Annotated in this window: 29 protein-coding genes; 11 read left to right on the plus strand and 18 right to left on the minus strand. The window is 63.5% G+C overall.

Annotation, left to right across the window (positions count from 1 at the left end):
* Window positions 1–34: 34 nt before the first annotated feature.
* The gene (locus MU848_RS03880) at window positions 35–481 is read right to left on the minus strand and encodes a hypothetical protein (protein ID WP_097092304.1); all 447 of its coding nucleotides are present in this window, start codon (window positions 479–481) and stop codon (window positions 35–37) included.
* A gap of 140 nt (window positions 482–621) precedes the next feature.
* On the opposite strand from MU848_RS03880, the gene MU848_RS03885 reads away from it, so the two are divergent.
* Complete coding sequence (locus tag MU848_RS03885; protein WP_247230320.1) at window positions 622–1,293, plus strand: spermidine synthase; 672 nt, start codon at window positions 622–624, stop codon at window positions 1,291–1,293.
* A gap of 270 nt (window positions 1,294–1,563) precedes the next feature.
* On the opposite strand, the gene ung is transcribed toward MU848_RS03885, so the two are convergent.
* A complete protein-coding gene (gene ung / locus MU848_RS03890) occupies window positions 1,564–2,256 on the minus strand; it encodes a uracil-DNA glycosylase (protein WP_247230322.1) in 693 nt (230 codons plus the stop codon).
* Window positions 2,257–2,340: 84 nt separating this feature from the next.
* On the opposite strand from ung, the gene MU848_RS03895 reads away from it, so the two are divergent.
* The 3 genes from MU848_RS03895 to MU848_RS03905 all read left to right on the plus strand — a co-directional run bounded on the left by MU848_RS03895 (window position 2,341) and on the right by MU848_RS03905 (window position 4,865).
* Entirely contained in the window at window positions 2,341–3,312 is a 972-nt protein-coding gene (locus MU848_RS03895) for a serine hydrolase (protein WP_247230324.1), read from the plus strand.
* Window positions 3,313–3,374: 62 nt separating this feature from the next.
* Window positions 3,375–3,761 (plus strand): DUF962 domain-containing protein, encoded by a 387-nt coding sequence (locus MU848_RS03900; RefSeq protein ID WP_247230326.1) that lies wholly within the window; start codon window positions 3,375–3,377, stop codon window positions 3,759–3,761.
* 36 nt (window positions 3,762–3,797) lie between these two features.
* Window positions 3,798–4,865, plus strand: coding sequence for a GNAT family N-acetyltransferase (locus MU848_RS03905; protein WP_247230328.1), 1,068 nt, complete (start codon window positions 3,798–3,800; stop codon window positions 4,863–4,865).
* Here the strand turns inward: MU848_RS03905 and MU848_RS03910 are convergent.
* Window positions 4,843–5,703, minus strand: coding sequence for a cupin-like domain-containing protein (locus tag MU848_RS03910; protein ID WP_247230329.1), 861 nt, complete (start codon window positions 5,701–5,703; stop codon window positions 4,843–4,845). The two genes, MU848_RS03905 and MU848_RS03910, sit on opposite strands and share 23 nt — an antisense overlap.
* The gene (locus MU848_RS03915) at window positions 5,700–6,830 is read right to left on the minus strand and encodes a GNAT family N-acetyltransferase (protein ID WP_247230330.1); all 1,131 of its coding nucleotides are present in this window, start codon (window positions 6,828–6,830) and stop codon (window positions 5,700–5,702) included. Before MU848_RS03915 ends, MU848_RS03910 begins: the two co-directional genes overlap by 4 nt.
* Before the next feature lie 191 nt (window positions 6,831–7,021).
* On the opposite strand from MU848_RS03915, the gene MU848_RS03920 reads away from it, so the two are divergent.
* The 4 genes from MU848_RS03920 (at window position 7,022) to MU848_RS03935 (ending at window position 10,715) form a co-directional block, all read left to right on the plus strand.
* Window positions 7,022–8,020: an NAD-dependent epimerase/dehydratase family protein gene (locus MU848_RS03920; RefSeq protein WP_247230332.1), complete on the plus strand. Its 999-nt coding sequence runs from the start codon at window positions 7,022–7,024 to the stop codon at window positions 8,018–8,020.
* Window positions 8,021–8,309: 289 nt separating this feature from the next.
* The gene (locus tag MU848_RS03925; protein ID WP_097092889.1) at window positions 8,310–9,317 is read left to right on the plus strand and encodes a KpsF/GutQ family sugar-phosphate isomerase; all 1,008 of its coding nucleotides are present in this window, start codon (window positions 8,310–8,312) and stop codon (window positions 9,315–9,317) included.
* Between the two features lie 8 nt (window positions 9,318–9,325).
* Window positions 9,326–10,120 carry a 3-deoxy-manno-octulosonate cytidylyltransferase gene (kdsB, locus tag MU848_RS03930; protein ID WP_380800639.1) on the plus strand — a complete coding sequence of 265 codons (795 nt, stop codon included), beginning with the start codon at window positions 9,326–9,328 and terminating at the stop codon, window positions 10,118–10,120.
* Window positions 10,121–10,124: 4 nt separating this feature from the next.
* On the plus strand, window positions 10,125–10,715 hold the full coding sequence (locus tag MU848_RS03935) for a histidine phosphatase family protein (protein ID WP_247230334.1): 591 nt from the start codon (window positions 10,125–10,127) through the stop codon (window positions 10,713–10,715).
* 153 nt (window positions 10,716–10,868) lie between these two features.
* On the opposite strand, the gene MU848_RS03940 is transcribed toward MU848_RS03935, so the two are convergent.
* The 4 genes from MU848_RS03940 to MU848_RS03955 form a co-directional block, all read right to left on the minus strand.
* Complete coding sequence (locus MU848_RS03940; RefSeq protein WP_247231643.1) at window positions 10,869–11,543, minus strand: hypothetical protein; 675 nt, start codon at window positions 11,541–11,543, stop codon at window positions 10,869–10,871.
* Window positions 11,544–11,826: 283 nt separating this feature from the next.
* Window positions 11,827–12,369: an LptA/OstA family protein gene (locus MU848_RS03945; RefSeq protein ID WP_247231645.1), complete on the minus strand. Its 543-nt coding sequence runs from the start codon at window positions 12,367–12,369 to the stop codon at window positions 11,827–11,829.
* Between the two features lie 2 nt (window positions 12,370–12,371).
* Window positions 12,372–13,016: an LPS export ABC transporter periplasmic protein LptC gene (locus MU848_RS03950; RefSeq protein ID WP_201515564.1), complete on the minus strand. Its 645-nt coding sequence runs from the start codon at window positions 13,014–13,016 to the stop codon at window positions 12,372–12,374.
* Window positions 13,017–13,034: 18 nt separating this feature from the next.
* Window positions 13,035–13,652, minus strand: coding sequence for a ribonuclease D (locus MU848_RS03955; RefSeq protein ID WP_247230336.1), 618 nt, complete (start codon window positions 13,650–13,652; stop codon window positions 13,035–13,037).
* A 238-nt stretch (window positions 13,653–13,890) separates the two neighbouring features.
* On the opposite strand from MU848_RS03955, the gene MU848_RS18965 reads away from it, so the two are divergent.
* The 3 genes from MU848_RS18965 (at window position 13,891) to MU848_RS03975 (ending at window position 16,138) form a co-directional block, all read left to right on the plus strand.
* On the plus strand, window positions 13,891–14,709 hold the full coding sequence (locus tag MU848_RS18965) for a cold-shock protein (RefSeq protein ID WP_281494296.1): 819 nt from the start codon (window positions 13,891–13,893) through the stop codon (window positions 14,707–14,709).
* Window positions 14,710–14,901: 192 nt separating this feature from the next.
* The gene (locus MU848_RS03970; protein WP_247230338.1) at window positions 14,902–15,426 is read left to right on the plus strand and encodes a hypothetical protein; all 525 of its coding nucleotides are present in this window, start codon (window positions 14,902–14,904) and stop codon (window positions 15,424–15,426) included.
* Entirely contained in the window at window positions 15,410–16,138 is a 729-nt protein-coding gene (locus tag MU848_RS03975) for a hypothetical protein (RefSeq protein WP_247230341.1), read from the plus strand. The genes MU848_RS03970 and MU848_RS03975 overlap by 17 nt, the downstream gene beginning before the upstream one ends.
* A gap of 71 nt (window positions 16,139–16,209) precedes the next feature.
* On the opposite strand, the gene MU848_RS03980 is transcribed toward MU848_RS03975, so the two are convergent.
* From MU848_RS03980 to MU848_RS04025, 10 genes are all read right to left on the minus strand, one after another.
* Window positions 16,210–16,365, minus strand: a complete 156-nt coding sequence (locus tag MU848_RS03980; protein ID WP_247230343.1) for a hypothetical protein — start codon at window positions 16,363–16,365, stop codon at window positions 16,210–16,212.
* Window positions 16,362–16,604 (minus strand): hypothetical protein, encoded by a 243-nt coding sequence (locus tag MU848_RS03985; RefSeq protein ID WP_097092289.1) that lies wholly within the window; start codon window positions 16,602–16,604, stop codon window positions 16,362–16,364. Before MU848_RS03985 ends, MU848_RS03980 begins: the two co-directional genes overlap by 4 nt.
* A complete protein-coding gene (locus MU848_RS03990; RefSeq protein ID WP_201515559.1) occupies window positions 16,601–16,816 on the minus strand; it encodes a hypothetical protein in 216 nt (71 codons plus the stop codon). The genes MU848_RS03985 and MU848_RS03990 overlap by 4 nt, the downstream gene beginning before the upstream one ends.
* Window positions 16,817–16,991: 175 nt before the next feature.
* A complete protein-coding gene (locus MU848_RS03995; RefSeq protein ID WP_247230345.1) occupies window positions 16,992–17,915 on the minus strand; it encodes a class I SAM-dependent methyltransferase in 924 nt (307 codons plus the stop codon).
* A gap of 190 nt (window positions 17,916–18,105) precedes the next feature.
* Window positions 18,106–19,425, minus strand: coding sequence for a cell wall hydrolase (locus MU848_RS04000; RefSeq protein ID WP_247230347.1), 1,320 nt, complete (start codon window positions 19,423–19,425; stop codon window positions 18,106–18,108).
* A gap of 18 nt (window positions 19,426–19,443) precedes the next feature.
* Window positions 19,444–20,373: a cysteine synthase A gene (gene cysK, locus MU848_RS04005; protein ID WP_201515556.1), complete on the minus strand. Its 930-nt coding sequence runs from the start codon at window positions 20,371–20,373 to the stop codon at window positions 19,444–19,446.
* A complete protein-coding gene (locus tag MU848_RS04010) occupies window positions 20,370–21,674 on the minus strand; it encodes an MFS transporter (RefSeq protein ID WP_247230349.1) in 1,305 nt (434 codons plus the stop codon). Before MU848_RS04010 ends, cysK begins: the two co-directional genes overlap by 4 nt.
* A 103-nt stretch (window positions 21,675–21,777) precedes the next feature.
* Complete coding sequence (locus MU848_RS04015; RefSeq protein ID WP_236575095.1) at window positions 21,778–22,182, minus strand: hypothetical protein; 405 nt, start codon at window positions 22,180–22,182, stop codon at window positions 21,778–21,780.
* A gap of 26 nt (window positions 22,183–22,208) precedes the next feature.
* Window positions 22,209–23,840 (minus strand): helicase HerA-like domain-containing protein, encoded by a 1,632-nt coding sequence (locus tag MU848_RS04020; protein ID WP_247230351.1) that lies wholly within the window; start codon window positions 23,838–23,840, stop codon window positions 22,209–22,211.
* A gap of 122 nt (window positions 23,841–23,962) precedes the next feature.
* On the minus strand, window positions 23,963–25,477 hold the full coding sequence (locus MU848_RS04025) for a Do family serine endopeptidase (protein WP_097092282.1): 1,515 nt from the start codon (window positions 25,475–25,477) through the stop codon (window positions 23,963–23,965).
* Window positions 25,478–25,562: the final 85 nt, after the last annotated feature.

Consider the following 25,562-nt stretch of genomic DNA (forward strand, 5'->3'; position numbering starts at 1 on the left):
CTCCTCTGAAGGCGAGAGGGAACATCTCACTCCCTCAATTCCCCAAACAGAAATCCCGCAAAGCCCGCGCATCATGCAGCGCATTATGCGGAATCCTGCTATTTGCCGCCGCGCTGAATCCCGCTGCGTTGACCAGTTGCAACTGCAACCCGTTCATGTCGACCATCTGCCCCGGCCCAGTCACCAGCAGCGCGCAGAAATGGGCCAGGTCCTCCGGCCAGTCGGCGACGATCACCGGGTCGGAATCGCCCGCCAGATAATCCGCCAGATGATGCGCCGCCTCGACGCGGCTCAATTCCATGTCGATACCCGGAGGAACGTGGCGCAGATAGGGGATGACGTTGCGCTGGACCCAGCCATGCGGCTCCTCATCCAAGGGCAGCGAGACGTAAAATTCATCGTCGCCAAATTCCGGCACCAGCGCCACGCTGATCAGCGCGCCTGCAAATCCGTTGAACTCAGTATCGAGGAAATAGCGCATGGACGAACGGACTGCCTGCTGGAAGAGGAGGGGAGGGGGCTGCCCGCGACATAGGGGCAGGGCGTCACTTGCGCCAGCCTTGAAGATTTGCGTCGCGTAGAGCAAGCTGCCATGCGGGGCGCCCATATAAGGACCTGCCAGTGACCCCTCGCATACTCATCGACACCGCCGCCGTGCCGGGCGGACAGGAATTGAAGCTCTATCGGCGGGGCAGCGATCACATGATCGTGCTCGACCGGAACGAGCTGATGAGCAGCCGCATGAGCGGTTCGGAAAAAGCGCTTGCCGTCATGTCGCTTGAGCGGCTGAGGGGGCGAAAGGCGCCGCATCTGCTGATCGGCGGCTACGGCATGGGCTTCACCCTGCGCGCAGCGCTGGCGGGTATGGGGCAGGACGGGCGCGCCACGGTCGTCGAACTGGTGCCCAAGATCATCGCCTGGGCGCGAGGTCCGATGGCCGAACTGGCGGCCGGTTGCCTCGATGACCCGCGCGTTACCCTGATCGAGGGCGATGTCGCGGCAGAGATCGCAGTGAGCCGACAAGCCTATGACGCGATCCTCCTTGACGTGGACAACGGCCCCGACGGCCTTACCGCTCCCGCCAACGACCGGCTCTATTCCTCCGCTGGCCTTGCCACCGCCAAGGCCGCGCTGAAGCCGGGCGGAATCCTTGCCATCTGGTCCGCCGCCCCCGACGCGGCCTTCACCCGCCGCCTGCGTGACGCGGGCTTTCTGGTCGATGAGGTAGCGGTCAAAGCCCGCGACAACGGCAAAGGCCCCCGCCACGTCATCTGGTTCGCCCAGAAGCGGTAATGAATGCCAGCCTCCTTCTCCCGCTGGCGTGAGAAGGAGGCGCAGCCTTGCCAGCTCGCTGGCTAGGCGAAATTGGATGAGGGCGGCCACCCAACATTGACCCTCCCACCGCTGTCGCGGCGGGCCCCTCCCTCTCCCGTAAACGGGCAAGGGCTAAAAGTGCCCATCTCATCCCGTCATCCCAGCGAAAGCTGGGATCTCAGGCCGCTAGACCGAACGCCATCGCCACAGATGCCAGCCTTCGCTGGCATGACAACAAATCGCGCCCGATCAAACCCCACATTCCGGCAAAGCCCAATCAATCCCCCCACGCCCCTTCGCTTCCAGGAACGCGTTAGCCTGCGAAAAATGGCGGCACCCCAAAAACCCATTATGCGCCGACAGCGGCGAAGGATGCGCCGCCTTCAAAACCAGATGCCGCGTCTGATCCACAAAGGCCGCCTTGCGCTGCGCATAGGCGCCCCACAGCAGGAACACGACCGGTTCCTCCTGGCCATTGACCAGCCGGATGATGGCATCGGTAAATTCCTCCCAACCGCGCTTCTGATGTGACGCGGCGCGGCCCATTTCGACCGACAACACGCTGTTCAGCAGCAGCACGCCCTGCCGCGCCCAATGCTCCAGGAACCCATGGCGCGGCGGATCGATGCCAAGGTCGCTCTTAAGCTCCTTGTAGATATTGACCAGCGACGGCGGTGTCCGCACCCCGGGCTGCACGCTGAAGCATAGCCCATGCGCCTGTCCTTCGCCATGATAGGGGTCCTGCCCCAATATGACCGCCTTCACATTGCCGAGCGGCGTCAGGTCGAGCGCACGGAAATATTCGCTGCCTTTGGGAAAGATGCGCTTCCCCTGCCGCTTCTCCTCTTCCAGGAATGTTTTCAGCGCCTGCATATAGGGGCGGTCGAACTCCTCGCGCAGCGGCGCGCGCCAGCTTTCGTCGAGCTTGATCGTTGTGGTCATGCCCGACTGATGACCTGCCCGGCGACAGCCTGTCAACCGCACGGCAGTCTTGCTCCGCGTCCGCAAATGAGGGAAAGGGCAATCATGCCGCGCCTTTCCTTTACCACCGCCATCATGGCGGGCCTGGGCCTGTTTCTCGCGCCCCTGCCAACGGCGGACGCCTTCGGTCCTCAGCCCAATGTGGTGCATCAAACGGCGCAATCGCGCCTGCTCGGCGAGTTCTCCCGTTTCGCAAGCCTCAGCGACGGCACCGTCGGCATAGCCGTGCGCGATCTGCGTAGCGGAGAGACGCTGGAACTGAACGGCGACACGCTTTTCCCGATGGCCAGCACCTACAAGGTCGCGGTGGCGGGGAAGATCTTGTCGCTCGCCGATGCGGGCATGCTGCGCTTCGATGAGAAGCTGCCACGGTTCGGCACGGCGATGCCGGTCACGGCCTTGCTCGACCTGATGCTCACCCGCAGCGACAATGAAGCGACCGATGCGCTCGTCGCCCGCGCGGGCGGGCCGCAGGCGGTGAATGGCTGGCTCCAGTCGCTCGGCATTCGTGGCCAGCGCGTGGACAGCAACACCGCCCAACTTCTCGCCCGCGCGAAGGTGGGAGCAGGCGGGGCAGGGGATGAGGCCGAAACTCCCATTTCGGCGCGGGCGCGCGACGCGATGGACATGCCCAACATCGCCTTCGCCGCCGATCCGCGCGATACGTCGACGCCCCGCGCAATGAATGACCTCCTCTCGACCATCCAGCATGGGAAGGCGTTGAAGAGGGACAGCACGGCCATGCTGCTCGGCATCATGGCGCGTTGCAAGACGGGCAAGGCGCGCCTCGTCGGCATGCTCCCGCCCGGCACGCCGGTCGCGCACAAGACGGGCACGCTCAATGGCCTGGGCAATGACACGGGCATCATCACCCTGCCCGATGGCCGCCCGATCGCCATCTCCGTCTTCGTCATGAAGGATCATCGCGGCCATGCCGTACGCGACCGCATCATGGCTGAAGTGGCCCGTGCCGCTTACGACTATTTCCTCTTTGCCCCTGAATCGTACACGGCCTGACGCATCCCGCTTAACTTGGAGCAAGCCTGTCTTTAGCTGTGCAGCCCTGAAAGGGACCTGGCATGAGCAACATCGCACTGTTCAGCGAGTTCTGGCCATATTATCTTCAGGAACATGCGCGTCCTGGGACGCGAGCCTTGCATTATGCGGGGACAAGCGCCGTCATCCTGCTGCTGGCCGCCATGCCGCTGACCGGCCGCTGGTGGCTGTTTCCAGCACTGCCTGTTGCGGGCTACGGCTTCGCCTGGGCGGCGCATGCCCTGATCGAGCGCAACCGGCCCGCCACCTTTCGCCATCCGCTCTGGTCCCTGCGCGCCGATTTCCGCATGTGGTTCCGCTTTCTCACAGGACGCATGCGCCGTGATCTCGCCCATGCAGGCGTGCGCCCGGATGGATCGATCGACCCGGCCAAGCGCCTCACCCTTCTAGGCGTCTCTCCGCGCCATTGACTTGACCGCCCTTGCAGCTCTGTCACAAGGGCGGCGATGGCTCTTTCCGCCCACTTCTCCCCCTTGCCCGATCTCGCCGCGCTCGCTCCCCGCTGGCAGGCGCTTGAGGCGGCATCGGACGCCTCCTTCTTCCTCGGCTGGACCTGGACCGGCAGCTGGCTCGAAAGCTATGACGTCCGCCCCGACCTGCTGTGCGTCACCGATGAGGGGGGCAGGGACATCGCGCTCGCACTCTCCGGCCATGCACTGCAGCCGCGCCTGCTCGGCCGCTGCGCCACCCTCTCTCTTAACCAGTCGGGCGATCCGGCCGCCGATCGGCCCTATGTCGAATATAATGGCCTGCTCGCTCGGCGCGGTGCGGAGACGCAGTCCGCCCAAGCCTTCCACGCCGCTCTCCAGCGCCGCACCGACTGGCGCGCCCTTCGCCTCAGCGGCATTGCCCCCGGCTCACCCTTGCTCGGCCTGCCCATTCGCCGCGCCACCCGCGTCGACAGTTCGCCCGTCTACCAGATTGATCTCGCCGCCGTCCGCGCCGCGAATAGCGACTATCTCTCGCTCCTCAGCGCCAACACCCGCAGCCAGATTCGCCGCGCGATGAAGGATCATGGCGGCTTGCCCATCGTAGCCGCCGCCACCCCGGACGAAGCCGCCACATGGCTGGATGACATGCGCGCCTTGAACGAAGGCCGCCACGCGGACAATGCCTGGGCCGACCCAGCCTTCTGCCGCTTCCTCCTGACCCTCACGCAAAAGGGCATTTTAACCGGCGAGGTCGAACTGCTCCGCTTCAGGGACGAAGGCGGCACCGTCGGCCTGCTCGTCAATTTCATCCATCGCGGCCAGGCGATGAATTATCAGTCCGGCTTTGCCGCCCCGCGCACGGCCAAGGACAAGCCTGGCCTGCTCTGCCACTCCGCCGCCGTCGCCCATTATGCGGGCAAGGGCCTCAGCCTCTATTCGCTCCTCGCAGGCAAGGACCGTTACAAGCAAAGCCTCGCCACCTGCGAAGAGGCGCTGGAATGGTGGATATTGGAACGCTTCTCACCTGCCCTTGAAGCCGAAGGGCTGCTCCGCCGGTTGCTTAAACGCCCAGCTTCCGCATGATCCGATAGGCGATCCGCCGCGCGCCCTGCCGCTCGGGCTGCGCTCCAATCCGCCCGATCGGCAGTCCCCGCCGCCGCAGCAGCGCGTTCAGCCCATGCAACTCGCTTTCGGCAACGCTGCGTTCCGATCGCCAGGTCACCGACAGGCTGACCGAGACGCCCGCGCCATTTTCCACGAAATGGGGCGCCTTCACCGGCACATGGATCGCGTCGCCGGGTAGCAGCCTCACCGCCGTCCCCCGCTCGCGAAAATGCTCCTGCCAATGGAGGTTGCGATGCCCGCCCGCATGAAAAGCCTCGCTCTGCACCGCAGGCACCAACTCCTCGTCCCCCGCTGGAAAGACGGTCATGACCTTCTCGCCCATGATCTGGAGCAGGATATTATGCTCCGGGTCCATGTGGAACGGCGTCACGCTGTCCGGCGATGACAGGAATATGAAGGCTTCACGGTTCAGCATCGCCCCCGTCCGCGCATCCACGATCGGCGCGAGCTCCGCGAGCGCCGCGTCCAGCAGAGCGCCATAGGCCGCGTCCCGCTCGACATTCTTCAAGACCGCCCAGCTGCCATTGCTTTCGATCGTCCGGATCGTCTCGCCCAGGCTGAGCCCATTGGCAGGCGTATCCTCCGGCCGGACGCCCAGCGGCAGCTTGCCCAGATTATATTCGACCGACGCCGCCGGCATCCGGTCGGCAAGCCCCGCCAGCGCCTCGATCGCCAGCAGCGGATGCCCGGCAAGCCCATGATGCAGCTTCACCGGCACGTCGGGATAGGCTCCCGCGAATATCCGCTGCGCGTCCTCATCGAAAATCTGCGCGCTGATGGCTGAGTGAGCGGTCATCCCTGTCCTTTCATATGGGTCGCGATCGCCTCTATGCCATTGGCGATCGCGAAGGCCGCCGCGCGTCCGATCCGGCCGACGCCACGGCCATGCAGCGCCACGCGATATTGCACGATCGTCCGCCGCTCGGCCCACAGGCTGTCGATCATCGGATGGTCGGGCGCGGCGCAGCTGTCCATCCACCCGATCGCCGGATCGCCCTGCACCGCATGCAGGTTCGCCAGCTCGATCAGCACGCCGGGCGAAAAGCGGCCCATTTCCTCGTCAAAGGCGATCTTGAAGGAAAAGGCGCCGTCGCCGTGACGGAAATTCGCCAGCATCGCGATCGGCCGTCCATCAAGGTCGATGCGCAGGAAATGCAGCAGCCCCGAGTCGAACGCTGCCGCGCAGGCCGCCCGGAAAAAGGCTGCGTCGCGTGGTGAGCATGCAAGCGCCGACCCTTCGCGCCCCTTCCATCCCGAAGCCTCCAGCGCCAGGAAATCGGCGCACCAGTGCGGCAGTTCGGCCCTGTCCACCAACAAACGCTGCTCCACCGCGCCAAGCTCGGCCAGCCGTTTCTGCAGGCGCCTGATCTCCTTGCGCTTCTTCGCGCGCACGTGAGTTTCCCAATAGGCGTCTGCATCCAGATCGGACCGCAGCATGGCGCGATCATAGCGATGCACTTCGCGCCGCCCACGCCGCTGCTCGACGCACAGAGCCTCCAGCGCGGCGGCGTTGGCCCCCGCTGCGTCCAGCCCCCGAAGGTACAGGAATCCCGCCGCCCAATGTGCGTTATCCAACTGCGCGAGCAACCCGCGCCAAGCCGCCATCTCCGCACCCCGCCGGATCAGCGGCGCGCCAAAGAAACAATGCTCGTGCATCCAGTTGGTGACGCAGGAAAGCGGCAGGCGACCGTGGCGGGCAGCCACCGTCACCGGCAACAATCCGATCAGTTCCCCTCCCGCCTGCGCCTCGATGATGCGCACGCCCGGCGTCCCCGCCAGATGGTCCAGCGCGGCGCACAGCATGTCCGGAGCGTAAAAGGCGTTGGCCTCCGCCGCCTCCGCCGCCAATGCGGTCCAGCGCGCGCGCTGGGCTGGGCCATAGGCACGGGTGCCGCTGGGCAGGGGATGCGATGCCATGTCCATGACACAAGCGCATAATCTTCAATGATTAGGGAAAGACTAAACTGCCTCATTTGGGGCAGCAGACCACCTCTTTGGGGGAAAGCCCTTTACATCGCCCGCCGGATTGTCTGTTTACAGGCGGCTAACCTTCGACGGCTGAAAGATAATACCATGGCGACCTCCTCCATCCAGTCACGCTCCATGGTGGCCGCATGACCATCCTCGTCACGGGGGCCGCGGGCTTCATCGGCATGGCCGTCGCTGATCAGCTTCTCGCCGCCGGACGGGCGGTGATCGGCATCGACAATATGAACGACTATTATCAGGTCTCGTTGAAGCGCGACCGGATCGCCGCGCTGCAACAGCGGCATGGCAAGCTGTTCACCTTCGCCGAACTCGACTTTGCCGATCTGGACGCGCTGAACCGGGCGCTTGCCGATCAGACGGTGGAAGCGATCATCCACTTGGGGGCGCAGGCGGGGGTTCGCTATTCGCTCATCAACCCGCATGCCTATGTGCGCTCCAACCTCGCGGGTCATGTGAACATGCTGGAACTGGCGCGCGAAAGGCGGGTGCGGCACCTCGTCTATGCGTCCTCCTCGTCCGTCTATGGCGGCAATGACAGCCTGCCCTTCCGCGTCGAGGACCGCGCCGATCATCCCGTATCGCTCTATGCCGCCACCAAGCGCGCCGACGAATTGATGAGCGAGACCTACGCCCATCTCTTCCGCATACCGATGACCGGCCTGCGCTTCTTCACCGTCTATGGCCCCTGGGGACGGCCTGACATGGCGATGTGGATCTTCACGAAGAAGATCCTCGCGGGCGATCCCATCCCGGTCTTCAACCACGGCCGCATGCAGCGCGACTTCACCTATATCGACGATATCGTCAGCGGCGTGATCGGCTGCCTCGACCATGCCCCGGCCGACGATGGCGCGCCCAAGGCGGGGGGCAGCCGTTCGCCCCATCGGCTCTACAATATCGGCAACAACCGGCCCGAAGAATTGATGCACCTCATCTCGGTGCTGGAACAGGCGATCGGGCGCAAGGCGGAGATCGATTTCCAGCCCATGCAACCCGGCGATGTTCCCGCGACCTTTGCCGACATCAGCGCGATCGCGGAGGATATCGGCTTTGCGCCGACGACCGGCATAGAGGTGGGCGTGCCGCGCTTCGTGTCCTGGTATCGCGACTATCACGCAAGCTGATGCGGACGAAAATTCGCCGCAATACGCCTAACCGTGCGGAAAGTTCCAGCTACCTACAAAGCAGCATCGATTTGTGCCGCATGTGGCAATAAAGGCGCGCAAATTTTCGCACCTCTTGGCAAATTGAATTGCCATTCAGCTGTCAACTATCCTATCTGCTTCGCCGGGTCGGCTTGCAGCCGGATGGGTCGCTAATGAATTGGAGGGCAGTACGCTGATAGGGCGGCTGCTGCCATGCTGCACGGATCAGGAAAACCTGGCTGGACGTCATGGAAAAAAGGGCGAACTTGTGTCGACAGTAACGAAAATTGTGCCTTTTGGTTCTGGCAGCCGGATTGTGGAAACAGCCTGCAGGACCTTGTCTGTCGCGTCCCATGGCTTGAACGCGCTGGAAGCGAAGTTCGCCGACCGGGATTTTTCCGCGATATTCCTCCGCGTCGTCAGCATGATCATGAGCGTGCGGGGCCGCTTGATCGTCACCGGAATGGGCAAGAGCGGGATAGTCGCGCGCAAGATGACCGCGACTTTGACCTCGACAGGCACGCCCGCGCTGTTCATGCACCCGGCCGACGCGGGCCATGGCGACCTTGGCATGGTGACGCCTGACGACATCGTGCTCATGCTGTCGCACTCGGGCGAATCAAGCGAACTCGGTCCCATCATCCAGTACTGCAAGCGCTTCGGCATACCTCTGCTCGGCCTCACCGCACGTGCGCAAAGCACCGTCGCGACGGCCTCGGACGTGTGCGTACTTCTGCCTGCCGTGCGCGAAGCTTGCCCCAACGAACTGGCGCCCACGACCTCCACGACGGTCCAGATGGCGTTCGGTGATGCGCTGGCCATCGCGCTCATGGAAATGCGCGGCTTCTCCGCCGACGACTTCCACAAATTCCATCCCAATGGCCGTCTTGGCGCGCAACTGCTGAAGGTGCGGGACCTCATGGCCTCGGGCGACAATGTGCCCCGTGTGCCCGAAGACGCCTCGCTGCTCGACGCCACCATCGAAATGACCCGCGCGCGTCTTGGCGGCACGGCGATCGTCAACAGCAGCGGCGAACTGATCGGCGCTTTCACCGATGGTGACCTGCGGCGCACGCTCACCGGCACGCGGCAACTGACCGAAGCGGTCGGCCAGTTCATGACCGTGCCGCCGCTGTCGGTCGGTCCCGACGAACTGGCATCCGAAGCGCTGCGGCTCATGCACATGCATAACATCACCCTGCTCTTCGTCTGCGAAGGCGGGCGGTTGATGGGTGCGGTCCATATGCACGACCTGTTGCACGCCGGGGTCGCCTGAACAGCCTCATCGTCATTCCGGCGCGGGCGGGATCGTCCCGTTTACCGCGCAAGCCCCTGCGCCTGATCGCCGGGCGCACGCTGCTGCACCGGACCATCGCGATGGCCCGCGCCGCCATCGCGGGCATTGCGGACGCTGAGCTGGTCGTGGCGACCGACGACAGCGAAATCGCCGATCACGCCAATGCTGTTGGCTGTGCCGCAGCCATGACGGAGAGTGCCATCGCGACCGGCTCCGGCCGAGCGCTCGCCGCCGCGCTCCAGCGTCCGGAATCCCCGCGCTTTATCGTCAATCTGCAGGGCGATTCCCCATTCCAGCCTCAAGGGGCGTTGCGCGCCGTCATCGCCGCGCTTCATTCGGGCGCTGAAGTCGCGACCCCCGTCATCGCCCTCGACTGGAGCGCGCTCGACGCGCTCCGCGATCACAAGCTGCGCTCGCCTTTCAGCGGCACCACCTGCGCCCGCGCTCCCGATGGCCGCGCGCTTTGGTTCTCGAAGACCATCATCCCCGCCATCCGCGACGAGCAGGCCCTCCGCGCCACCCAGCCGCTCTCCCCCGTCTGGCGCCATGTCGGCCTCTATGGCTACACATTGGACGCGCTCACCCGTTTCGAGGCTGCGTCCCCCACCGCGCTTGAGCAGCTGGAGGGGCTGGAGCAGCTTCGCCTCCTCGAACTCGGCATCCCGGTCACCACCGTCGCTATCGATCCGCCGATCTTCGACAGTTCCGGCATCGACACCGAAGCCGACATCCAGCGCGTAGAGGCCCTCATCGCTACGCACGGCGATCCTACACCCACCTGATTCCATGCGCCGCATCTTCATCATTCGCCATGGCAACACCTTCGAAAGCAGCGCCGCCGCTTGCCGCATCGGCGCGCGCACCGACGTGCCGCTCGTCGAAAGCGGCCGCGCCCAGGCCGACCGCCTCGGCCAATGGTTCGCCGCGCAAGGCCTCGCCTCGTCCCGCATCCAGAGCGGCCCGCTGAGCCGCGCCCGCGAGACCGCAAGCCGCATCGCCGCCGCTCTCGGCCAGCCCGTAACCGGCACGCTCCCCTGGCTCGACGAGATCGACCATGGCCCGGACGAAGGCCGCGCCGAAGCCGAAGTCCTTGCCCGCATCGGCGCGCAGGCGCTTGGCGCATGGGACGAGCAGGCCCTTCCGCCCCCCGGCTGGATCGTCAACGCGCCCTCCCGCATCGCCGCCTGGCAAAGCTATTTCGCGCAAGGTGGGGAGGGCACGGACCTTCTCGTCACCAGCAACGGCGCGGCCCGCTTCGCCCTGATCGCGCTCGGCCTCTCACCCGCGTCGCTCAAGCTGCGCACGGGCGCCTTTGGCGAACTCACCATCGCTGCGGACGGCAAGGTCATGCTCCGACATTGGGATCAACGGCCCTGAGGGCTAGAGCATCGTGCGCAAAAGTGGGAACCGGTTTTGCGCCTAAAACGAGGCGATAACAAAAAGCTAGAGCGCGCGACCTGCGTCCGATTAAACGCAGCGCGCTCTAGCTGAAAGCGCCTTGCTTCAGGGGAGGGGACCCCCGATTGCTCCTCATCCCACCGGTGCCGCGCTCGCTGTTATGGGTTGCAGCACGGCCGGCTTCGCCTCGGGCGCCGCGGCAGGCTTGTCCGGCACCGCCTCCGGAGCCCCAGCCTGTGCCTTCAGGCTCGCCGCGGCATTCTGCAACGCCACTGCCGCCGCCTCCAGCGCCGCCGCTGCGGACCTGGACTGGCCGACCGTCGCCTCTGCCGTGACGGCCACGCCGGGAGCCGTGACTGCCTCATGCGGCGCATTGACCTGCGCCACCTCGCCGGTCCCGGTTGCTGGAGCCGACGCCACCACCGGAGCCGACGCCGCCGGAGCAGCCGCCGTCACCACCGGCGGCGCCTCGCACACCGCGTCGATGCCCATCGCGCTTTCGGAAAAGGTCGTCGCCAGTTGCGGCAGTTCCTTATCCTGCGCCTCGGTCGCCAGCGTCAGCAGCGTCTCGATCGTCTGGCAATAGCTCCCCGCCTGCGCCATTCCAGAATGGCCGTTGCCCAGCTTCGTGTTGAACTGTTCATACACCCGCTGCCCTTCGGCGATGCCATTGACCCGCATGAACCTGGTCTTGAGCACATTATTGTAACTGCTCAGCAGCTCGATCTTCTTGTCGATTAAGGCGGAATATTTCGCCTCGATCTCCTTGTTCACCGCCTTGCATCGCAAAGTCCCCAGCATCAGCATCACGTGGAGATCCCGGACTTTCGCCGCTTCTATTTCATAAGGTTGCCAGCACTGATTTGGACCGGAGGCGGCTACCTGACCGGAAGAAAGCGCAACAAAACAACAGGCAGCTGTCGCCGCCATCAGCAAGCGTGACATGATGGACCTCGCAGAATCGAGAAACGACCCCGCTAGATTCATTGTAACATTTTGCCTTCAAAATGCCATATTTATTGATGCAACCGTGCAGCTTCCGCGCGGAAACCCACGCCTCCAACCCTTCGCAAAGCTTTTCGAAAAAGGCTCAGTTGTTCCGCTGCGGCACGGTAAAGGTGCCCGACACACGGCCTCCCGATCCGCCCGACACACCCGGAGCGCCGCCAGAGGACCGACCGTCCACCGTCGAGCGCCCGCTCGTCAGGTCGATCACCAGCCGCCCGCCCGACAAGCGGTTGCTGCCCTGCGTCAGCGTCACATTGCCCAGCATCGTGATCAGGCGGCTGTTGAGGTCATAGATCGCCACATTGCCGCGCGCCGTCTCATTGCCCTTGGTCACGACGACATTGCCCGAAGCATCGATCCGGTCGACCTCCACGCCGCTGCCCGCGCCGTTGCGATAGGCCACCGTCATCCGCGCGGCGTTCAGCTTCATGCCCGCCTGCGTCACTTCGACATTGCCGGACACGACCACCCGGTCGGCGCGGTCCTGCACTTCGATCCTGTCCGCGGTAAAGTTGACCGGCGCGTTGCTGTCATGATTCTTCAGCACCTGCGCCCCGGCGCCAGCAAAGACCATCGCCGCGCAAAAGGCGCCAGCGCTCGACAGCAGGATCAGCGATCTCTTCATCACTACCGCCCTTTGATGCCATTTTGTTCGATGCGCAAGCTCGCCCTGCCATTCAGCGTCACCGTGCGAGCGGCGAGGTCCGCTTCCAGATGGTCGCCGCTGAACGTGCCGATCGGTATCCGCCCGTCGACGCGCCCCGCGCTGCGCATGCGCCGGGTCTTGAGGTCGATGCCCACGTCCCGCGTCGTCAGCCTGTATCCGCCCGCCGCCTCGAACTGCACCGGCCCATCCACCGCCACGCGCTCCTTTTCCATGTCATAGCGCCCCTTGCGCGCGTTCAGCACGGCGGGCCCTTCGGACAGCAGCACGCGCGCCGACATGTCATTGAGGTCCACGATCGGCTCGCGCGAGCTTTTCTGCACCGCGCTGCCCGCCCGCAGGGAAAAGGGCTGCCCCTTGCTGTCCTCGCCACGATACAGCGCCTCGCTCACCCGCATGCGCTCCTTCGCCACCTCGACCTTGTTCTTGTCGAGCACGAAGCTCACCTTGTCGCCGCCGGTAAAGGGCGCCATCACCAGCAAGGCCGCCAGCACGCCGACGAACACCGGCAACCAGTTCTTCAGCCGCGCGACCAGCCTGTCATGGCTGCCGCCCGGCCGCGCCCAATCCCGCCTGGCATGACGTTGCTGATCGGCCTGTATGGACATGGAAAAGCGCTACGTCCCTCACATATGCGCGAAGATGTCGATCTCCGGCCATCCCGCCAGGTCGAGCTCCGCCCGGTGAGGAAGGAAATCGAAACAGGCCTGCGCCAGTTCCATCCGCCCTTCGCGGATCAGCCGCTTGTCGAGCTCGGCCTTCAGCGCGTGCAGGTAGCGCACGTCCGACGCCGCATAATCCTTTTGCGCGTCGGACAGGGTGGGCGCGCCCCAGTCGCTCGACTGCTGCTGCTTGCTGATTTCCTGCCCCAGCATTTCGCGCACCAGCTCCTTCAAACCATGCCGGTCGGTATAGGTGCGGATCAGGCGCGACGCGATCTTGGTGCAATAGACCGGCGCTGCCACCACGCCCAGATAGTGGCGGATCGCCGCTATGTCGAAACGCCCGAAATGATAGAGCTTCAACCGCGCCGGGTCCGCCAGCACCGCGCGCAGGTTGGGCGCGGCATAATCGCTGCCGGGCATGAAGCGCACCAGATGCTCGTCGCCCCCGCCGTCGCTGATCTGAACGACGCATAAGCGGTCGCGCGGCGTGATGAGGCCCATGGTTTCGGTATCGACGGCGACAGGGCCGGGGGCGAGGACGTCTGCGGGCAGGTCCTCTTCATGAAAGTGAACGGTCATTCGACCCCTCTATGGCGAAAGCGGCGGCAACTCAATCGACCCTTTTGGCCGTGAACGAAAAGCCTCATTACGGGGCAATCCCGAATTGTGGCGGCAATCGGGCTAAAATCATTCGCGCATGGCTGAAAAGTTGATATAGTGATTCTCAAACCCGCATATCTGCGGTGGATTCTTCATGTCATTCGCCCGGCATGTTTATCCGGTATAGTCTGGGCGAAGCGAAAGTGACCAACAGGGCATGAGTTTTGATAGAGGTCGCCGCGGCGGGCGCGGCAAGGATAAGCGCGACGGTTTCGGCGACGACAATTTTTACGGCGGCGGTAATGATCGTGGCGGTTTCGGCGGTGGTTTTGATCGCGGTGGTTTCGGTGGCGATCGCGGTGGTTTCGGCGGCGGTGACCGCTTCGGCGGCGGCGGTGGCGGCGGTGGTTTCCGCAGCGGCGGCGGCGGCTTTGGCGGCGGCGGCGGTGGTGGCGGCTTCGGCGGCGGCCGTGGCGGCGGCATGCCCGCGCAGGTCGTTGGCGAAGGCACCGGCGTAGTCAAATTCTTCAACGGTCAAAAGGGCTTCGGCTTCATCGTCCGTGATGACGGCGGCGAAGACGTGTTCGTCCACATCAGCGCCGTTGAGCAGGCAGGCCTCACGGGCCTTGCCGAAGGTCAGCAGCTGGGCTTCACCCTGGTCGATCGCGGCGGCAAGGTGTCGGCGACCGATCTCAAGATCGAAGGCGAACCGCTCCCCGTTCAGGAACGTGCCCCCCGCGAACCCCGCGCAGGCGGCTTCGGCGGTGATCGTGGCGGCTTCGGCGGCGGCGATCGTGGCCCGCAGCGCCAGCTGACCGGCGAACGCGCCAGCGGCACGGTCAAGTTCTTCAACGCCATGAAGGGCTTTGGCTTCATCCAGCGCGACGACGGCCAGCCCGACGCATTCGTGCACATCAGCGCCGTCGAACGCGCAGGCATGTCCGCCCTCAACGAAGGCGACCGCCTGGACTTCGAACTCGAAGTAGACCGCCGCGGCAAGCACGCAGCTGTCAATCTTCAGCCCAAGGGCGACTGATAAAAGGCCCTGCCCGCATCAGCGGAGAGGATAGAAAGGGGTCGCCTGCCCGGCGGCCCCTTTTTTGTTGGGGGCTTTAGTGAAGGCTGCGTTGCGCTACTGCTCCCGAAGCAAACGTTCAGAACGACAGCATGCGGCGGCAATTGACTCACCGAATTGCTACTCGCTAACGTGCTACCTCAGGGGGTATCGATGGGAACAAAAATACATCTGCGCGCTGGTGAAGTTGAGCTTTCGCTCGAGACGGAAAGTCCGCTCGCGGTTTCCGATATCAAAGAATTCATTTCACAGGTTCAGGGGCTTGCCCAATCACTAGTGCCTGAGCCTGACGACACTGCGCCGCTCGCGCCATCTAATGGGGCGAATGGTACGGCCAGCAGCAGCACTACCGCGCCTCTTCTGCTGGAACACACAAATCTTCAACTTCACGTTAACAGTGTTGCTGACCGCCTGTCCGTTAAGAGTGGTCCTGAACTGGTGATAGCGGCAGCCGCCTATTTGCAAATAGTAGAGGGTAGGCAAAGCTTCACTCGTAAAGAGCTACTCGAGACTATGAAGTCAGCAACCAGCCACTACAATCAAAACATCGGGTCTAATTTGGGCGCGGCCCTGAAGTCGCTTAGCACGAGCAAGCTGAACCAGCTCAACAATGGCACATACGCGCTCAAGTCACATGAACTTGCGGCATTGAGATCTCAAGTTGCTGAGCGAAGCTGATCTTAAGCAGTGGCTTCATAAGGAACTCAAGCAGCTTGATAAGCTGCTATTGATCCTCGCCACGTTTGACGCTCCTGCGAAGCTCGCTAGTATACGGGAGCGCGCGGCGAAAGCTGGCTTGAAGATCGGCAAGACTTGGAACCCCTCTGCCTCACTGAGCAAGAGTAGGGGGCTCGCTATTTGTGTGCCAGAAGGATGGGAGCTCACGGAGTCCGGCAAGGCATATCTCCGTAATGTAGGCGTCACGTCGCTTAGCCCAGCCGCGATGCAAGTCGCGACAGACCTTCGAAGCCACCTAGAAAAGATAATTAACCCAAATACGCGCGTGTTTGTCGAAGAAGCAATCAAATGCCACGAGAATGCCTTATATCGCTCGGCCATTGTCATGTCGTGGCTCGCTGCTGTCGATGTTCTACATAGAGTTGTCGTTCGCAATCACCTCGCGGTCTTCAACGCCTCAGCGAAGTCCGTAGACGCGAAATGGAAAGACGCCGTCAATGAGGATGGTGTTGGCCGCATGGCCGAGGAGAAGTTCCTTGAACGATGTGCTGCGATCGGTGTTTTAGGCAAGAATCAAAAGGATGAGTTGCTCAAGGGCCTCAAGCTACGGAATGGCTGCGGCCACCCGAATAGCCTGAAGGTCGGCCAGAACGCGGTAGCAAATCATATTGAAATACTTCTGCTCAACGTGTTCGAGCCATTTCAGGTATAAAAAGGGCGGCGGGGCAGTTAGACTTGCATCGGGAGGCGGCGCCGAGCGAACAGCAGCTTTCACTTGTGACCCTAAGGCAACCGCTCCCGCTCAAGCACGCCGATGATCTTCCCATAAGCACGGGCCAGATCATCATGCTTCAGCCGCGCTTCCCTGCACGTCGCAACGGCGGCGCTTTGCTGAGCCAGCAGTTGCTGGCTCCGCAGATGATCGACCCGCTTCCTCATCGCGTCCGGTAGGAAGGCGGCGGCTGCCGGGATACATGGGCGGGGGAGCGTTTGACGTCGCCGGAGATCATCTGCTTCTTCATCAGGACGCGGACCTGATCCGCTTCCCGGCCGTCGAGCAGCACAACTCTGGAGCCGCCCGACAGCAGCGGCTCTATCGTCGATATGCGGAAATCATGGGTCCGGCACAGCCGCTCGACCTCGGCGACCGATGCCGTCAGGTTGACGACCCGGCTCATGAATGCCGCCCTTCGCCGCCGAAGGGATAGGGGGCAAAGGCGGCCCCGCTCCTGACCGCGCCCGACCTGTAGGGATGGTGATGCTCGCGGATGCGGCGGCCATAGCCCCGCGCCCGCGCGCGGTGCGCGGCCCGTGATGTGGCGCATATCGAATGTTGCTCCTTGAGGAGCTCCATCTGTTCGCATTTCAGCAGATAATTGAGGTCTTCCATAGAGCATGCTCCGGCTGGCAAGCGGGAGCACAAGGGACTCTCGGTCGAGGCGAAGGCTTGCGGGCTGTTTTCGCTCGATGCCGCCTTCTAGCACAGCCCCGTCATTCTGTCGCACGAATTCGGGAAGGGGCGGGCATCCCTGCCGGATCGGCCCGTCGCCGGCCCCGCGCTCGCGCTACTGTGCCCCCCGGTAAAAGCGCACAATATCCCTCGGCCCCAAACTTTCCTGGCTCTTGCGCCCCAGAAAATAGGTGCCCGAAGCCGTGTCCAGCGAATCCCGGTCGCCGATCAGCCGGTCGGCATAGTGCAGCCAGAAAAAGGCGAGCTTGGCGATCTTGCCCGCCGTGCGGGACCGGAACAGCGCGCGCACGAAATAGTCGATCGACCATAGCAGCTGGGTGCCGGGCCCGCCTGATGTGCCCGCGTCGATCATCGCAAACCGCCTGAACAGGTAGCGATGGCCGCTGTCGGTGAAGCGGGTGAAATCATAGGGCCCCTCATGCACCTGTTGCAGGAAGGGGGTTTCGGCATAGACGATGCCGTCATCGGCCAGCACGCGCCAGATCTCTCGGACCACCTGTTCGGGCTGCAGCACATGCTCCAGCACCGCCTGCACCAGCACCGCGTCGACCGATCCGTCGGGCAGCGGGATACTATGCGCGTCCGCGACGAAATCGACCCGGTCGGACAGGTAGATGTCGAACGCGATGATCTCCACATCGGGCGCCGCGTACAGCGCCTCCGTCCCCTGTCCGCGCGTGCCTCCGCCGATCACCAGCACCTTGGGCCGCTTCCGGTCCGCCAGCAGCGCCACCAGCTTTTTGATATTCTCGCGCGTGGATTTCTTTTCCGGCGACACCAGCCGTTTCGCGAAAGCCGTGAGCCCCTGATGGGCGGAGCGTTTGACCGGGCTGCTCGTCCTGCTGTTTGGGGGGTAGTGATCGATCACCGATCGTTCGATGTCGATCAGGAAAGGGGTGCCCTCGATCGTCGGATAGCGGCAAGCCCCATCGCGCGAGGCGAGCCATCCGTCCCCCTGCGGCTCCAGCGGCTGCCCCGTCCGGGGGCAACGCAGCAACGGCTGGACTTCCTGTTTCATGGCGCGCCCCTCAAGGTCCAGATGGATAAGCGCGCTATATCAAACTACGCGCTTCTCCTGTGCGGCCCCTCAGGGGATAGCCCGTCAATTGAGGGGCTATCCGAAAGGAGAGGGGGGATGGGGGGAGGGTCACCCGGGCAGCAAAAATAGGAAAAATAGGAAAAATTGGAAATCGCGGCCGGAATCTCTTTTAATTCGCCATTTCATTCATGACTTTATTCGGCGGCGCAATCGTCACCGTCTCAAACCGCTCCTTCTTCCGCACGCCCTCCAGCGGCGGCGGCGGGACTTTCACCTGCTCCACCGGCACCCGCTGCCGCATGCATTCTCCCCGGTTCTCCCGCGGCGTTTGCCCGCAATTCCACAAAGCCCGCTGCAATCCAGTCGCGGCGTTGTGAATATAGGCAAAGCTCATATTCTCCAGCTGATCGCCCGACAGCGGAAAGCCCGGCGGCGCAATCCCCGCCCGCCACGCCATGATCCGGCATTCCAGCCGCCCCGCGCAAAAAGTCTGCGCCATCACCGGCCAGCTATCGGCTGCCGTCGCCTTGCCCAATTCCACCAGAAAGGCTCTCGCTCCCGGAGCGATGGCGATCAGCCTCACTCCGCCCATGATCTGACCGACCGAACCCGCGCCAATCGCCTCCTGCGGTTTGGCCGTCAAAGCCGCCAGCTCGGATCCACCCGGCACCAGAATGCCGGGCAGTTCGCTGCCTCCCTCCCGATGCGCGATCGACAGGCGAGCGATCCGCCCGATCACCGGCTCCACGCTATCCCGCCCCAACCGGAAAGCTGGCGGCGTCCCCCACCAGCCCCGCCAGCGGAAAAAGAGGTGCGTTCCCACCGCCGTGATCTTGTCCAGGCTGCTGCTCCAATAGGGCACAACCCAATCGGTATGATAATGGGTTGCATAGCCGACCGGCTTGAACACCTTGCCAGCGAGCGCCGCCCTGGCAATTTCCCGCGCCCGCTCCCAAGCGGCAGGGCTCGGCGTGCGCGCCAGAGCGCCGTCGCAAGTGAAGGTGAACTGACAGCCGGTGGATCGCTCCTGCCCCTGAAAAACGACGCCGCAGACGGTTTTCGGAAAAGCGGGATGGCGCACGCGGTTCAGCACCACCTGCGCCACCGCGCGCTCACCCACGGCATCATCTCCAGCCTCGTAAAGCTGCGCGGCCGCCAGACAGTCGATCGCCCGCGCCAGATCGCTTTCCGATCCATTGAACAGGAAAGGCCGCGCAGCCGGATTTGGCAAATGGGAAAATGGCACGGCCGCGTTGAATGCCTGCGCCTGATCACGATCCAGTTGGTAAAGCTCCACAGGCTGCACCACCGGAGCGGCCGTCGCTGGTTGCTTCAGCCTCGCTCGCTGCACCAGCGCCACCCGCGCGGCTTCGGCCGCAGGCGCGCGCGCCTCCCACCGCGCCACCAGCGCGGGGAGGCCAGCGAACAGCAGAAGCCAGATCAGCCACATCGCCCGATGCGGCTGGCTGCCGGTGGTAGCGTCAATCATCCTGTGTCCAGCGCTGACCTATTCGGGCAGGAAGTCAGGCACCGACAGATAGCGCTCGCCGGTGTCATAATTGAAGCCCAGAACGCGGCTGCCGGGGGCAAGTTCCTTCAGCTTCTGCGCGATGGCGGCGAGGGTCGCGCCGGACGAAATGCCTACAAGCATGCCTTCCTCACGCGCGGCACGGCGGGCATATTCCTTGGCATCGGCCGGATCGACCTGAATCACGCCGTCCAGCAATTGCGTGTGCAGGTTCGCGGGGATAAAGCCAGCGCCGATGCCCTGGATCGGATGGGGGCCGGGCTGTCCACCGCTGATGACGGGGGATAGGGTCGGTTCGACCGCATACACCTTCAGACTGGGCCAAAGCTTCTTAAGCACCTCGGCGACGCCGGTGATATGACCGCCTGTGCCGACGCCGGTGATCAATATGTCAAGCGGGCTGTCTGCAAAGTCGGCCGCAATTTCCTGGGCCGTCGTACGAACATGCACGTCGATATTGGCGCTGTTCTCAAATTGCTGCGGCATCCACGATCCGGGTGTCTGCTCGATCAACTCGAGGGCGCGCTCGATCGCGCCCTTCATGCCCTTTTCGCGCGGCGTGAGGTCGAAGGAGGCGCCATAAGCCAGCATCAGCCGGCGCCGCTCCACCGACATGCTTTCCGGCATGACGAGGATCAGTTTGTAGCCCTTAACGGCCGCGACCATGGCCAGGCCCACGCCGGTGTTGCCGGACGTCGGCTCGATAATGGTGCCGCCGGGCTTCAGGTCGCCTGACGCTTCGGCAGCCTCGATCATGGCGAGCGCGATACGGTCCTTGATCGACCCGCCCGGATTCGCACGTTCCGACTTGATCCAGACCTCTACCCTTTCAGGCGCGTCGGCGAACAGGCGGCTTACCCGGATATGCGGCGTGTTGCCGATAGTTTCGAGAATATTGGCAGCTTTCATTTGGCCTTCTCCTGGCTGATGTCGGCCTCCCGTAAGTCGGGTGGGTCAAAGGTACGTGCAAGGCGCAACTCGGGAAAAAGCCGCGCCCAGACGAGGGTGATCACGATCGCGCCGATGCCGCCGCCGATCACCGCGGCGACAGGCCCCACCAGCGCGGCGAGGAAACCGGACTCTGCTTCACCCAATTCATTGGATGCTGAAATGGTAAGTTGGGAAAGGCTGGACACCCGGCCGCGCATGGCATCGGGCGTGTGAAGCTGGATCAGCGACTGGCGGACATAGACGGACACCATGTCCGCAGCGCCCAGCAGCACCAATGCGCCGATGCCGATCTCCATCGCGATGTTACGTGGGATGAAGGCGGTAGCACCGAACAGGATGGTTGAGAGCCCGAATATGATGACGGCCGCCAGCATCTTCAGCCCAACGTCCGATCGCATCGGACGGAAGGAAAAGAAGAGCGCGACGATGCCCGCGCCAATGGCTGGCGATGCGGCCAGATGCCCGAGCCCCGCCGATCCGACTTTCAGGATGTCGCGGGCGTAGATTGGCAGCAGAGCCGTTGCTCCTGCCAGAAGGACCGCGAAAAGATCGAGCGTGATGGTAGCAAGGACGAGCCGGTTCGAACGCACATAGGTCAGTCCGTCCAGCATCTGCCGGACAGGATGCCGGCTTGTGTCGCGCGGCGGCTGCTTGACCGGACCGATCAGCAACATGCCGCCTAGTGCGACCGCGAACAGGCCGGACGCCAGAGCATAAGCGCCCCACGCCGTCATCGCATAGACATAGCCCCCCAATGCCGGTCCAATGATCATGCCTGCCTGCCAGGCGACGCTGGACAAGGCGATCGCGTTTGGCAGCACGTCGCGCGGCACCAGATTGGGCGCCAGCGCGCTGTAGGCCGGCCCATTGAACGCCCGCGCGATACCCACGATGGCGGCGATCCCGAAGATCAGCGGCAGGCTTACCCATCCTTCATAGGTCGCAAACGCCAGCAGCGCGGATGCCACCATCAGCATGGCCAAGGTCAGCCGAGCGATATTGCGCCGGTCGAAATGATCGGCGACCCAACCCGTCAAGGGAGTGAGAAAGAACAGGGGCACGAACTGCGCCAAACCGATGAGGCCCAGCTGAGCCGCGGCGCCCGACGTGCTCATGCTCTCCCGGGCGACATTGTAAGCTTGCCAGCCCAAGACAGTCATCATGCCATATTGAGCGAGCACTCCCGCAAGCCGCCCCAGCAGATAGCCACGGAAATCGCCGAAGTGCAGCGGATGGCGGGAGTCGATTGGCGCCTTCATGAGATTTTCTTACTGCCTGCGCCATGATATGCAATTGCGTGGGTAGAGAATGGCAACAGCAGTTTTTGCAACGGCAAAACTCCTGCTTGGCCACTCCCTGAACCTAGCGGTCGGGGTCAAGCAGAATGCCGCTGACCGACCCGTTGCGGACGGAGCATATGAAGGGAAGTGACCGCTGGCCACCGGCTGGGCCCACCTCGCCTTCGACTTCCCATCCTGTCGCCATCGACCTTGTGTTCACGCGCCCCACTATGCGCGCGCCCGCACCTGCCTCGTCACGTGCCTTTGCCGCGCAGGCGTTGCGTGCAGCAGTGGCGCTGCGGATGGAGCCGTAGACGGGAGAGACATAGGGCTGCCGCTTCGCGTCACGTTCGGCTTGGCGGTCGCGAACGACGTCGCTGACGATCGCAGCGTCGGCTGCGCGGTGCAGATCGCGATAGTCCTGCGCCTCAACAGGCAGGGCAACGATTAAGGCCAGAGCGCAAATGGCAGTGCTTCCGATACGCATCCTGCTTCTCCCTTTGAGGCGATGCCCTATTTGAACAGGCTGCCCAATATGCCGCGCACAAGTTGCCCCGCCAACCCTCCGCTGGAAGAACGGCGGCTCGATCCTCCGAACACCGCGCGGCCGAGTTCATTGGCGACTTGCCGTCCTACCGATGATGCGGCGGAGCGGGTAGCGGACTGGACCGCCCGGTCGAGGGCAGACGGTTTGGCGGCCTCTCGCGCAGCGGCCGCGTCCCGCTTCGCCTGCTCCTTGAGCTCGGCCTCGCGCTGCTTTGCTTCCAACTTGGCCTGAATGGCGGCCGCCTTGTCGGCTTCAACCTTTGCTTTTGCGGCCTGAGACGCCGCAGCAGCAGCTTGGCCCCGCGCCGCTAATATCTCCTCAGCGGACTCGCGATCGACAAGCGCGTCATATTTACCTTCACACGGAGAGATGGATTGGATGATCGCCCGTTCCTTGGCGTCGACCGGACCCAGGCGGGAACGGGGCGGGGCAATCAGGGTACGTTGAACGATCCCGGGAGAGCCATCTTCCTGAAGCAGCGAGACCAGGGCTTCGCCTACCTTCAGTTCGGTAATCGCGGTTTCCACGTCCAGATCGGGATTCACGCGGAATGTCTCGGCGGCCGCCTTGATGGCCTTCTGGTCACGGGGCGTGAAGGCGCGCAAGGCGTGCTGAACGCGGTTGCCAAGCTGGCCCGCCACCTCTTCGGGAATGTCTATCGGGTTCTGTGTGACGAAATAGATGCCCACGCCCTTGGAACGGATCAGCCGGACGACCTGCTCGATCTTGTCCGTCAGCGCCTTGGGAGCGTCATCAAATAGCAGATGCGCCTCGTCGAAGAAGAACACCAAAACCGGCTTGTCCGGGTCGCCGACCTCAGGAAGCGTTTCGAACAGTTCGCTGAGTAGCCAAAGGAGGAAGGTCGCGTACAGCTTCGGGCTCTGCATCAGCTTGTCTGCGGCCAGGATGTTGACATAGCCGCGTCCCTGATCGTCAACCTTCAGGAAGTCGTGGATATCAAGCGCGGGCTCACCGAAGAAATGCCCGCCGCCCTGGCTATCAAGTTGCAGCAACTGGCGCTGGATCGCTCCCACGCTTGCTTTGGTGACGTTGCCATAGCGGCTGGAAAGTTCTTCCGCATTCTCGGCGCAGTAGGCGAGCATCGATTGCAGGTCACCAAGGTCGAGCAGCAGCAGCCCTTCCTCATCGGCATATCGGAACGCGATGGAGAGCACGCCTTCCTGCGTCTCATTGAGGCCCATCAAGCGGGCGAGGAGCAGCGGCCCCATTTCGCTGACCGTAGTGCGGATCGGATGACCCTGCTCCCCGTAAAGGTCCCAGAAGATCGCCGGATTATCGGCGTAGCTGTAATCTTCTACGCCGATCTCCTTGGCGCGGGCGACAAGCTTGTCGGCATTTTTTGCCGTGGGCGATCCCGCCATTGCAATGCCTGATAAATCGCCTTTCACGTCGGCGAGGAAAACCGGAACACCACGGGCGGAGAAGCTCTCCGCGATCCCTTGCAGCGTCACCGTCTTGCCGGTTCCCGTAGCGCCTGCGATCAGCCCATGACGGTTGGCCCGGCGCAAGTTAAGCGTTTGAGGAATGCCGCCGCCCGTGTCAGCTGCGCCAAGGCCGATGAAAATGCCGTCGCTCATGCGTCATGCTCCCCATAAGCATCGGGCCGCGCCTGCCGGACCCTGCTCACCATCTTAGTGGTGAGACAGGCAGTCCGGCAAGCGCGGCCCGATGCGATCTTAACCGCGTTGTTTCCGGAAACTTACTTGTCCCGCAGACGCACCGGCAAGAATACCGCAGGTTGCCCGCGACGCAGTACCTGCAAGAGAATGGCGCTTCGTCCTTGTGACGACACCTGCCGCACGGCCGCGTCCAAATCTGCCTGGCTGGCGACCGGACGGTTGTTGGCAGTGATGATCACATCGCCGCGACGCAGGCCCTTCGCTCCTGCGTCGGTGGAAGTATCGACAGCGGTGATGACGACGCCGCGCGTGTCGGCGGCGATGCCCAGCTGGCGGACGATGTTAGGCGTCAGCGGGATGGCCGAAATGCCAAGCGACTGCTGCGTCGCTTGCGCACCACCGGATTGGTCGTCCGGCTGCTGCTGGTTGAAATCATCGTCCTGTTGCTGGGCGAAGCTGTTGAGCTCATCCTCTGATGGACGCTGGCCGACAATGGCGGTTACCGTCTGGCGCTGTCCATTGCGCAAGAGGACGATCGGCACCCGCGATCCGATCGGCTGCGATGCAACGATCGACGACAGGTTCTGGTCGGGCGTCACTTCCTGACCGGCCACGCTGACGATGACGTCGCCCGCCTTGATGCCTGCGCGGTCCGCGCCCTTGCCAGGTTCGACGCCCTGGACGAATTCGCCGCGGTTCTTTGCAAGACCAAGGGAATCTGCAAGGTCTTCGCCAAGCGGGCTGATCTGGATACCCAGATAGCCGCGCTTCACGCTCTGTCCCTTGCGGAGCGTGGCGACGATCGGCGCCGCCTGTTCGGACGGGATCGCAAATCCAATGCCCACATTGCCGCCCGATGGCGAAAGGATCTGGCTGTTGATGCCGATCACATTGCCGCGCATGTCGAACATCGGGCCACCGCTGTTGCCCTGATTGATCGACGCATCGGTCTGGATGAACTTGTCATAGGTTCCGCCCGTGCCACGATGGACGGCCGAGATGATGCCCGCGGTGACGGTGCCCGACAGGGCGAAGGGGTTGCCGATGGCGATCACCCAATCGCCGACGCGCGCCTTCGTGCTGTCACCGAACTTGACGAACGGCAGCGCCTTCTTCGGCTCGATCTTCAACACTGCGATATCAGTGGCGGGGTCACGCCCGATCAGCTTTGCCGAATATTCCTCTCGGTTAGTGAGGGTCACCGTGATGGCATCGACCGACGCCCCTTCGGCGCCGGCGGACACGACATGGTTGTTGGTGACGATATAGCCGTCAGCCGAGATGATGAACCCTGAGCCAAGAGACTGCGCCTGCCGCGTCTGCGGCTTAGCACCAGGACCCTGGCCGAACAGGTCGCCGAAGGGCGTGCCCGCGAAAGGATTTTGAACCTGCACGCGCTGCTTGGTGGAAATATTGACCACCGCAGGCTGAAGCTTTTCCACCATGTCGGCCAAGCTGGCAGGCGCGCCGGCAGGTGCTGCGGCCTGCATGCCTTCATTTTGCGCGACCTGCGCGCCGACGTTCGGGCTGGATGTTACCGCGATGGCGGTGCCACCGAGAAGCAGGGCACCGGTAAGGGCATAAGCGTAACGCACTCGTGACGGTCCTCTCGTGATCTTGGCGAAGGAAGGGCGGGACTCGGAAGAGAGTCGGATGCGCCGCCCAGCCTTAACCCTCATT

Source organism: Sphingobium agri (genome assembly GCF_023051225.1).
Classification (GTDB): domain Bacteria; phylum Pseudomonadota; class Alphaproteobacteria; order Sphingomonadales; family Sphingomonadaceae; genus Sphingobium; species Sphingobium agri.

Bases quoted from the DNA above. Each gene is read 5' to 3' on its own strand.
- MU848_RS03880 (WP_097092304.1), bottom strand. From the start codon at position 481: ATGCGCTATTTCCTCGATACTGAGTTCAACGGATTTGCAGGCGCGCTG.
- MU848_RS03985 (WP_097092289.1), bottom strand. From the start codon at position 16,604: ATGAGCCGGGTCGTCAACCTGACGGCATCGGTCGCCGAGGTCGAGCGG.
- MU848_RS03900 (WP_247230326.1), top strand. From the start codon at position 3,375: ATGAGCAACATCGCACTGTTCAGCGAGTTCTGGCCATATTATCTTCAG.
- MU848_RS03955 (WP_247230336.1), bottom strand. From the start codon at position 13,652: ATGACCGTTCACTTTCATGAAGAGGACCTGCCCGCAGACGTCCTCGCC.
- MU848_RS03915 (WP_247230330.1), bottom strand. From the start codon at position 6,830: ATGGACATGGCATCGCATCCCCTGCCCAGCGGCACCCGTGCCTATGGC.
- MU848_RS03935 (WP_247230334.1), top strand. From the start codon at position 10,125: ATGCGCCGCATCTTCATCATTCGCCATGGCAACACCTTCGAAAGCAGC.
- MU848_RS03990 (WP_201515559.1), bottom strand. From the start codon at position 16,816: ATGGAAGACCTCAATTATCTGCTGAAATGCGAACAGATGGAGCTCCTC.
- MU848_RS04010 (WP_247230349.1), bottom strand. From the start codon at position 21,674: ATGAAGGCGCCAATCGACTCCCGCCATCCGCTGCACTTCGGCGATTTC.
- cysK (WP_201515556.1), bottom strand. From the start codon at position 20,373: ATGAAAGCTGCCAATATTCTCGAAACTATCGGCAACACGCCGCATATC.
- MU848_RS03945 (WP_247231645.1), bottom strand. From the start codon at position 12,369: ATGAAGAGATCGCTGATCCTGCTGTCGAGCGCTGGCGCCTTTTGCGCG.
- MU848_RS03895 (WP_247230324.1), top strand. From the start codon at position 2,341: ATGCCGCGCCTTTCCTTTACCACCGCCATCATGGCGGGCCTGGGCCTG.
- MU848_RS03950 (WP_201515564.1), bottom strand. From the start codon at position 13,016: ATGTCCATACAGGCCGATCAGCAACGTCATGCCAGGCGGGATTGGGCG.
- MU848_RS03995 (WP_247230345.1), bottom strand. From the start codon at position 17,915: ATGAAACAGGAAGTCCAGCCGTTGCTGCGTTGCCCCCGGACGGGGCAG.
- MU848_RS18965 (WP_281494296.1), top strand. From the start codon at position 13,891: ATGAGTTTTGATAGAGGTCGCCGCGGCGGGCGCGGCAAGGATAAGCGC.
- MU848_RS03970 (WP_247230338.1), top strand. From the start codon at position 14,902: ATGGGAACAAAAATACATCTGCGCGCTGGTGAAGTTGAGCTTTCGCTC.
- MU848_RS03920 (WP_247230332.1), top strand. From the start codon at position 7,022: ATGACCATCCTCGTCACGGGGGCCGCGGGCTTCATCGGCATGGCCGTC.
- ung (WP_247230322.1), bottom strand. From the start codon at position 2,256: ATGACCACAACGATCAAGCTCGACGAAAGCTGGCGCGCGCCGCTGCGC.
- MU848_RS03905 (WP_247230328.1), top strand. From the start codon at position 3,798: ATGGCTCTTTCCGCCCACTTCTCCCCCTTGCCCGATCTCGCCGCGCTC.
- MU848_RS03980 (WP_247230343.1), bottom strand. From the start codon at position 16,365: ATGAGGAAGCGGGTCGATCATCTGCGGAGCCAGCAACTGCTGGCTCAG.
- MU848_RS03910 (WP_247230329.1), bottom strand. From the start codon at position 5,703: ATGACCGCTCACTCAGCCATCAGCGCGCAGATTTTCGATGAGGACGCG.
- MU848_RS03940 (WP_247231643.1), bottom strand. From the start codon at position 11,543: ATGCTGATGCTGGGGACTTTGCGATGCAAGGCGGTGAACAAGGAGATC.
- MU848_RS04020 (WP_247230351.1), bottom strand. From the start codon at position 23,840: ATGAGCGACGGCATTTTCATCGGCCTTGGCGCAGCTGACACGGGCGGC.
- MU848_RS04000 (WP_247230347.1), bottom strand. From the start codon at position 19,425: ATGATTGACGCTACCACCGGCAGCCAGCCGCATCGGGCGATGTGGCTG.
- MU848_RS04015 (WP_236575095.1), bottom strand. From the start codon at position 22,182: ATGCGTATCGGAAGCACTGCCATTTGCGCTCTGGCCTTAATCGTTGCC.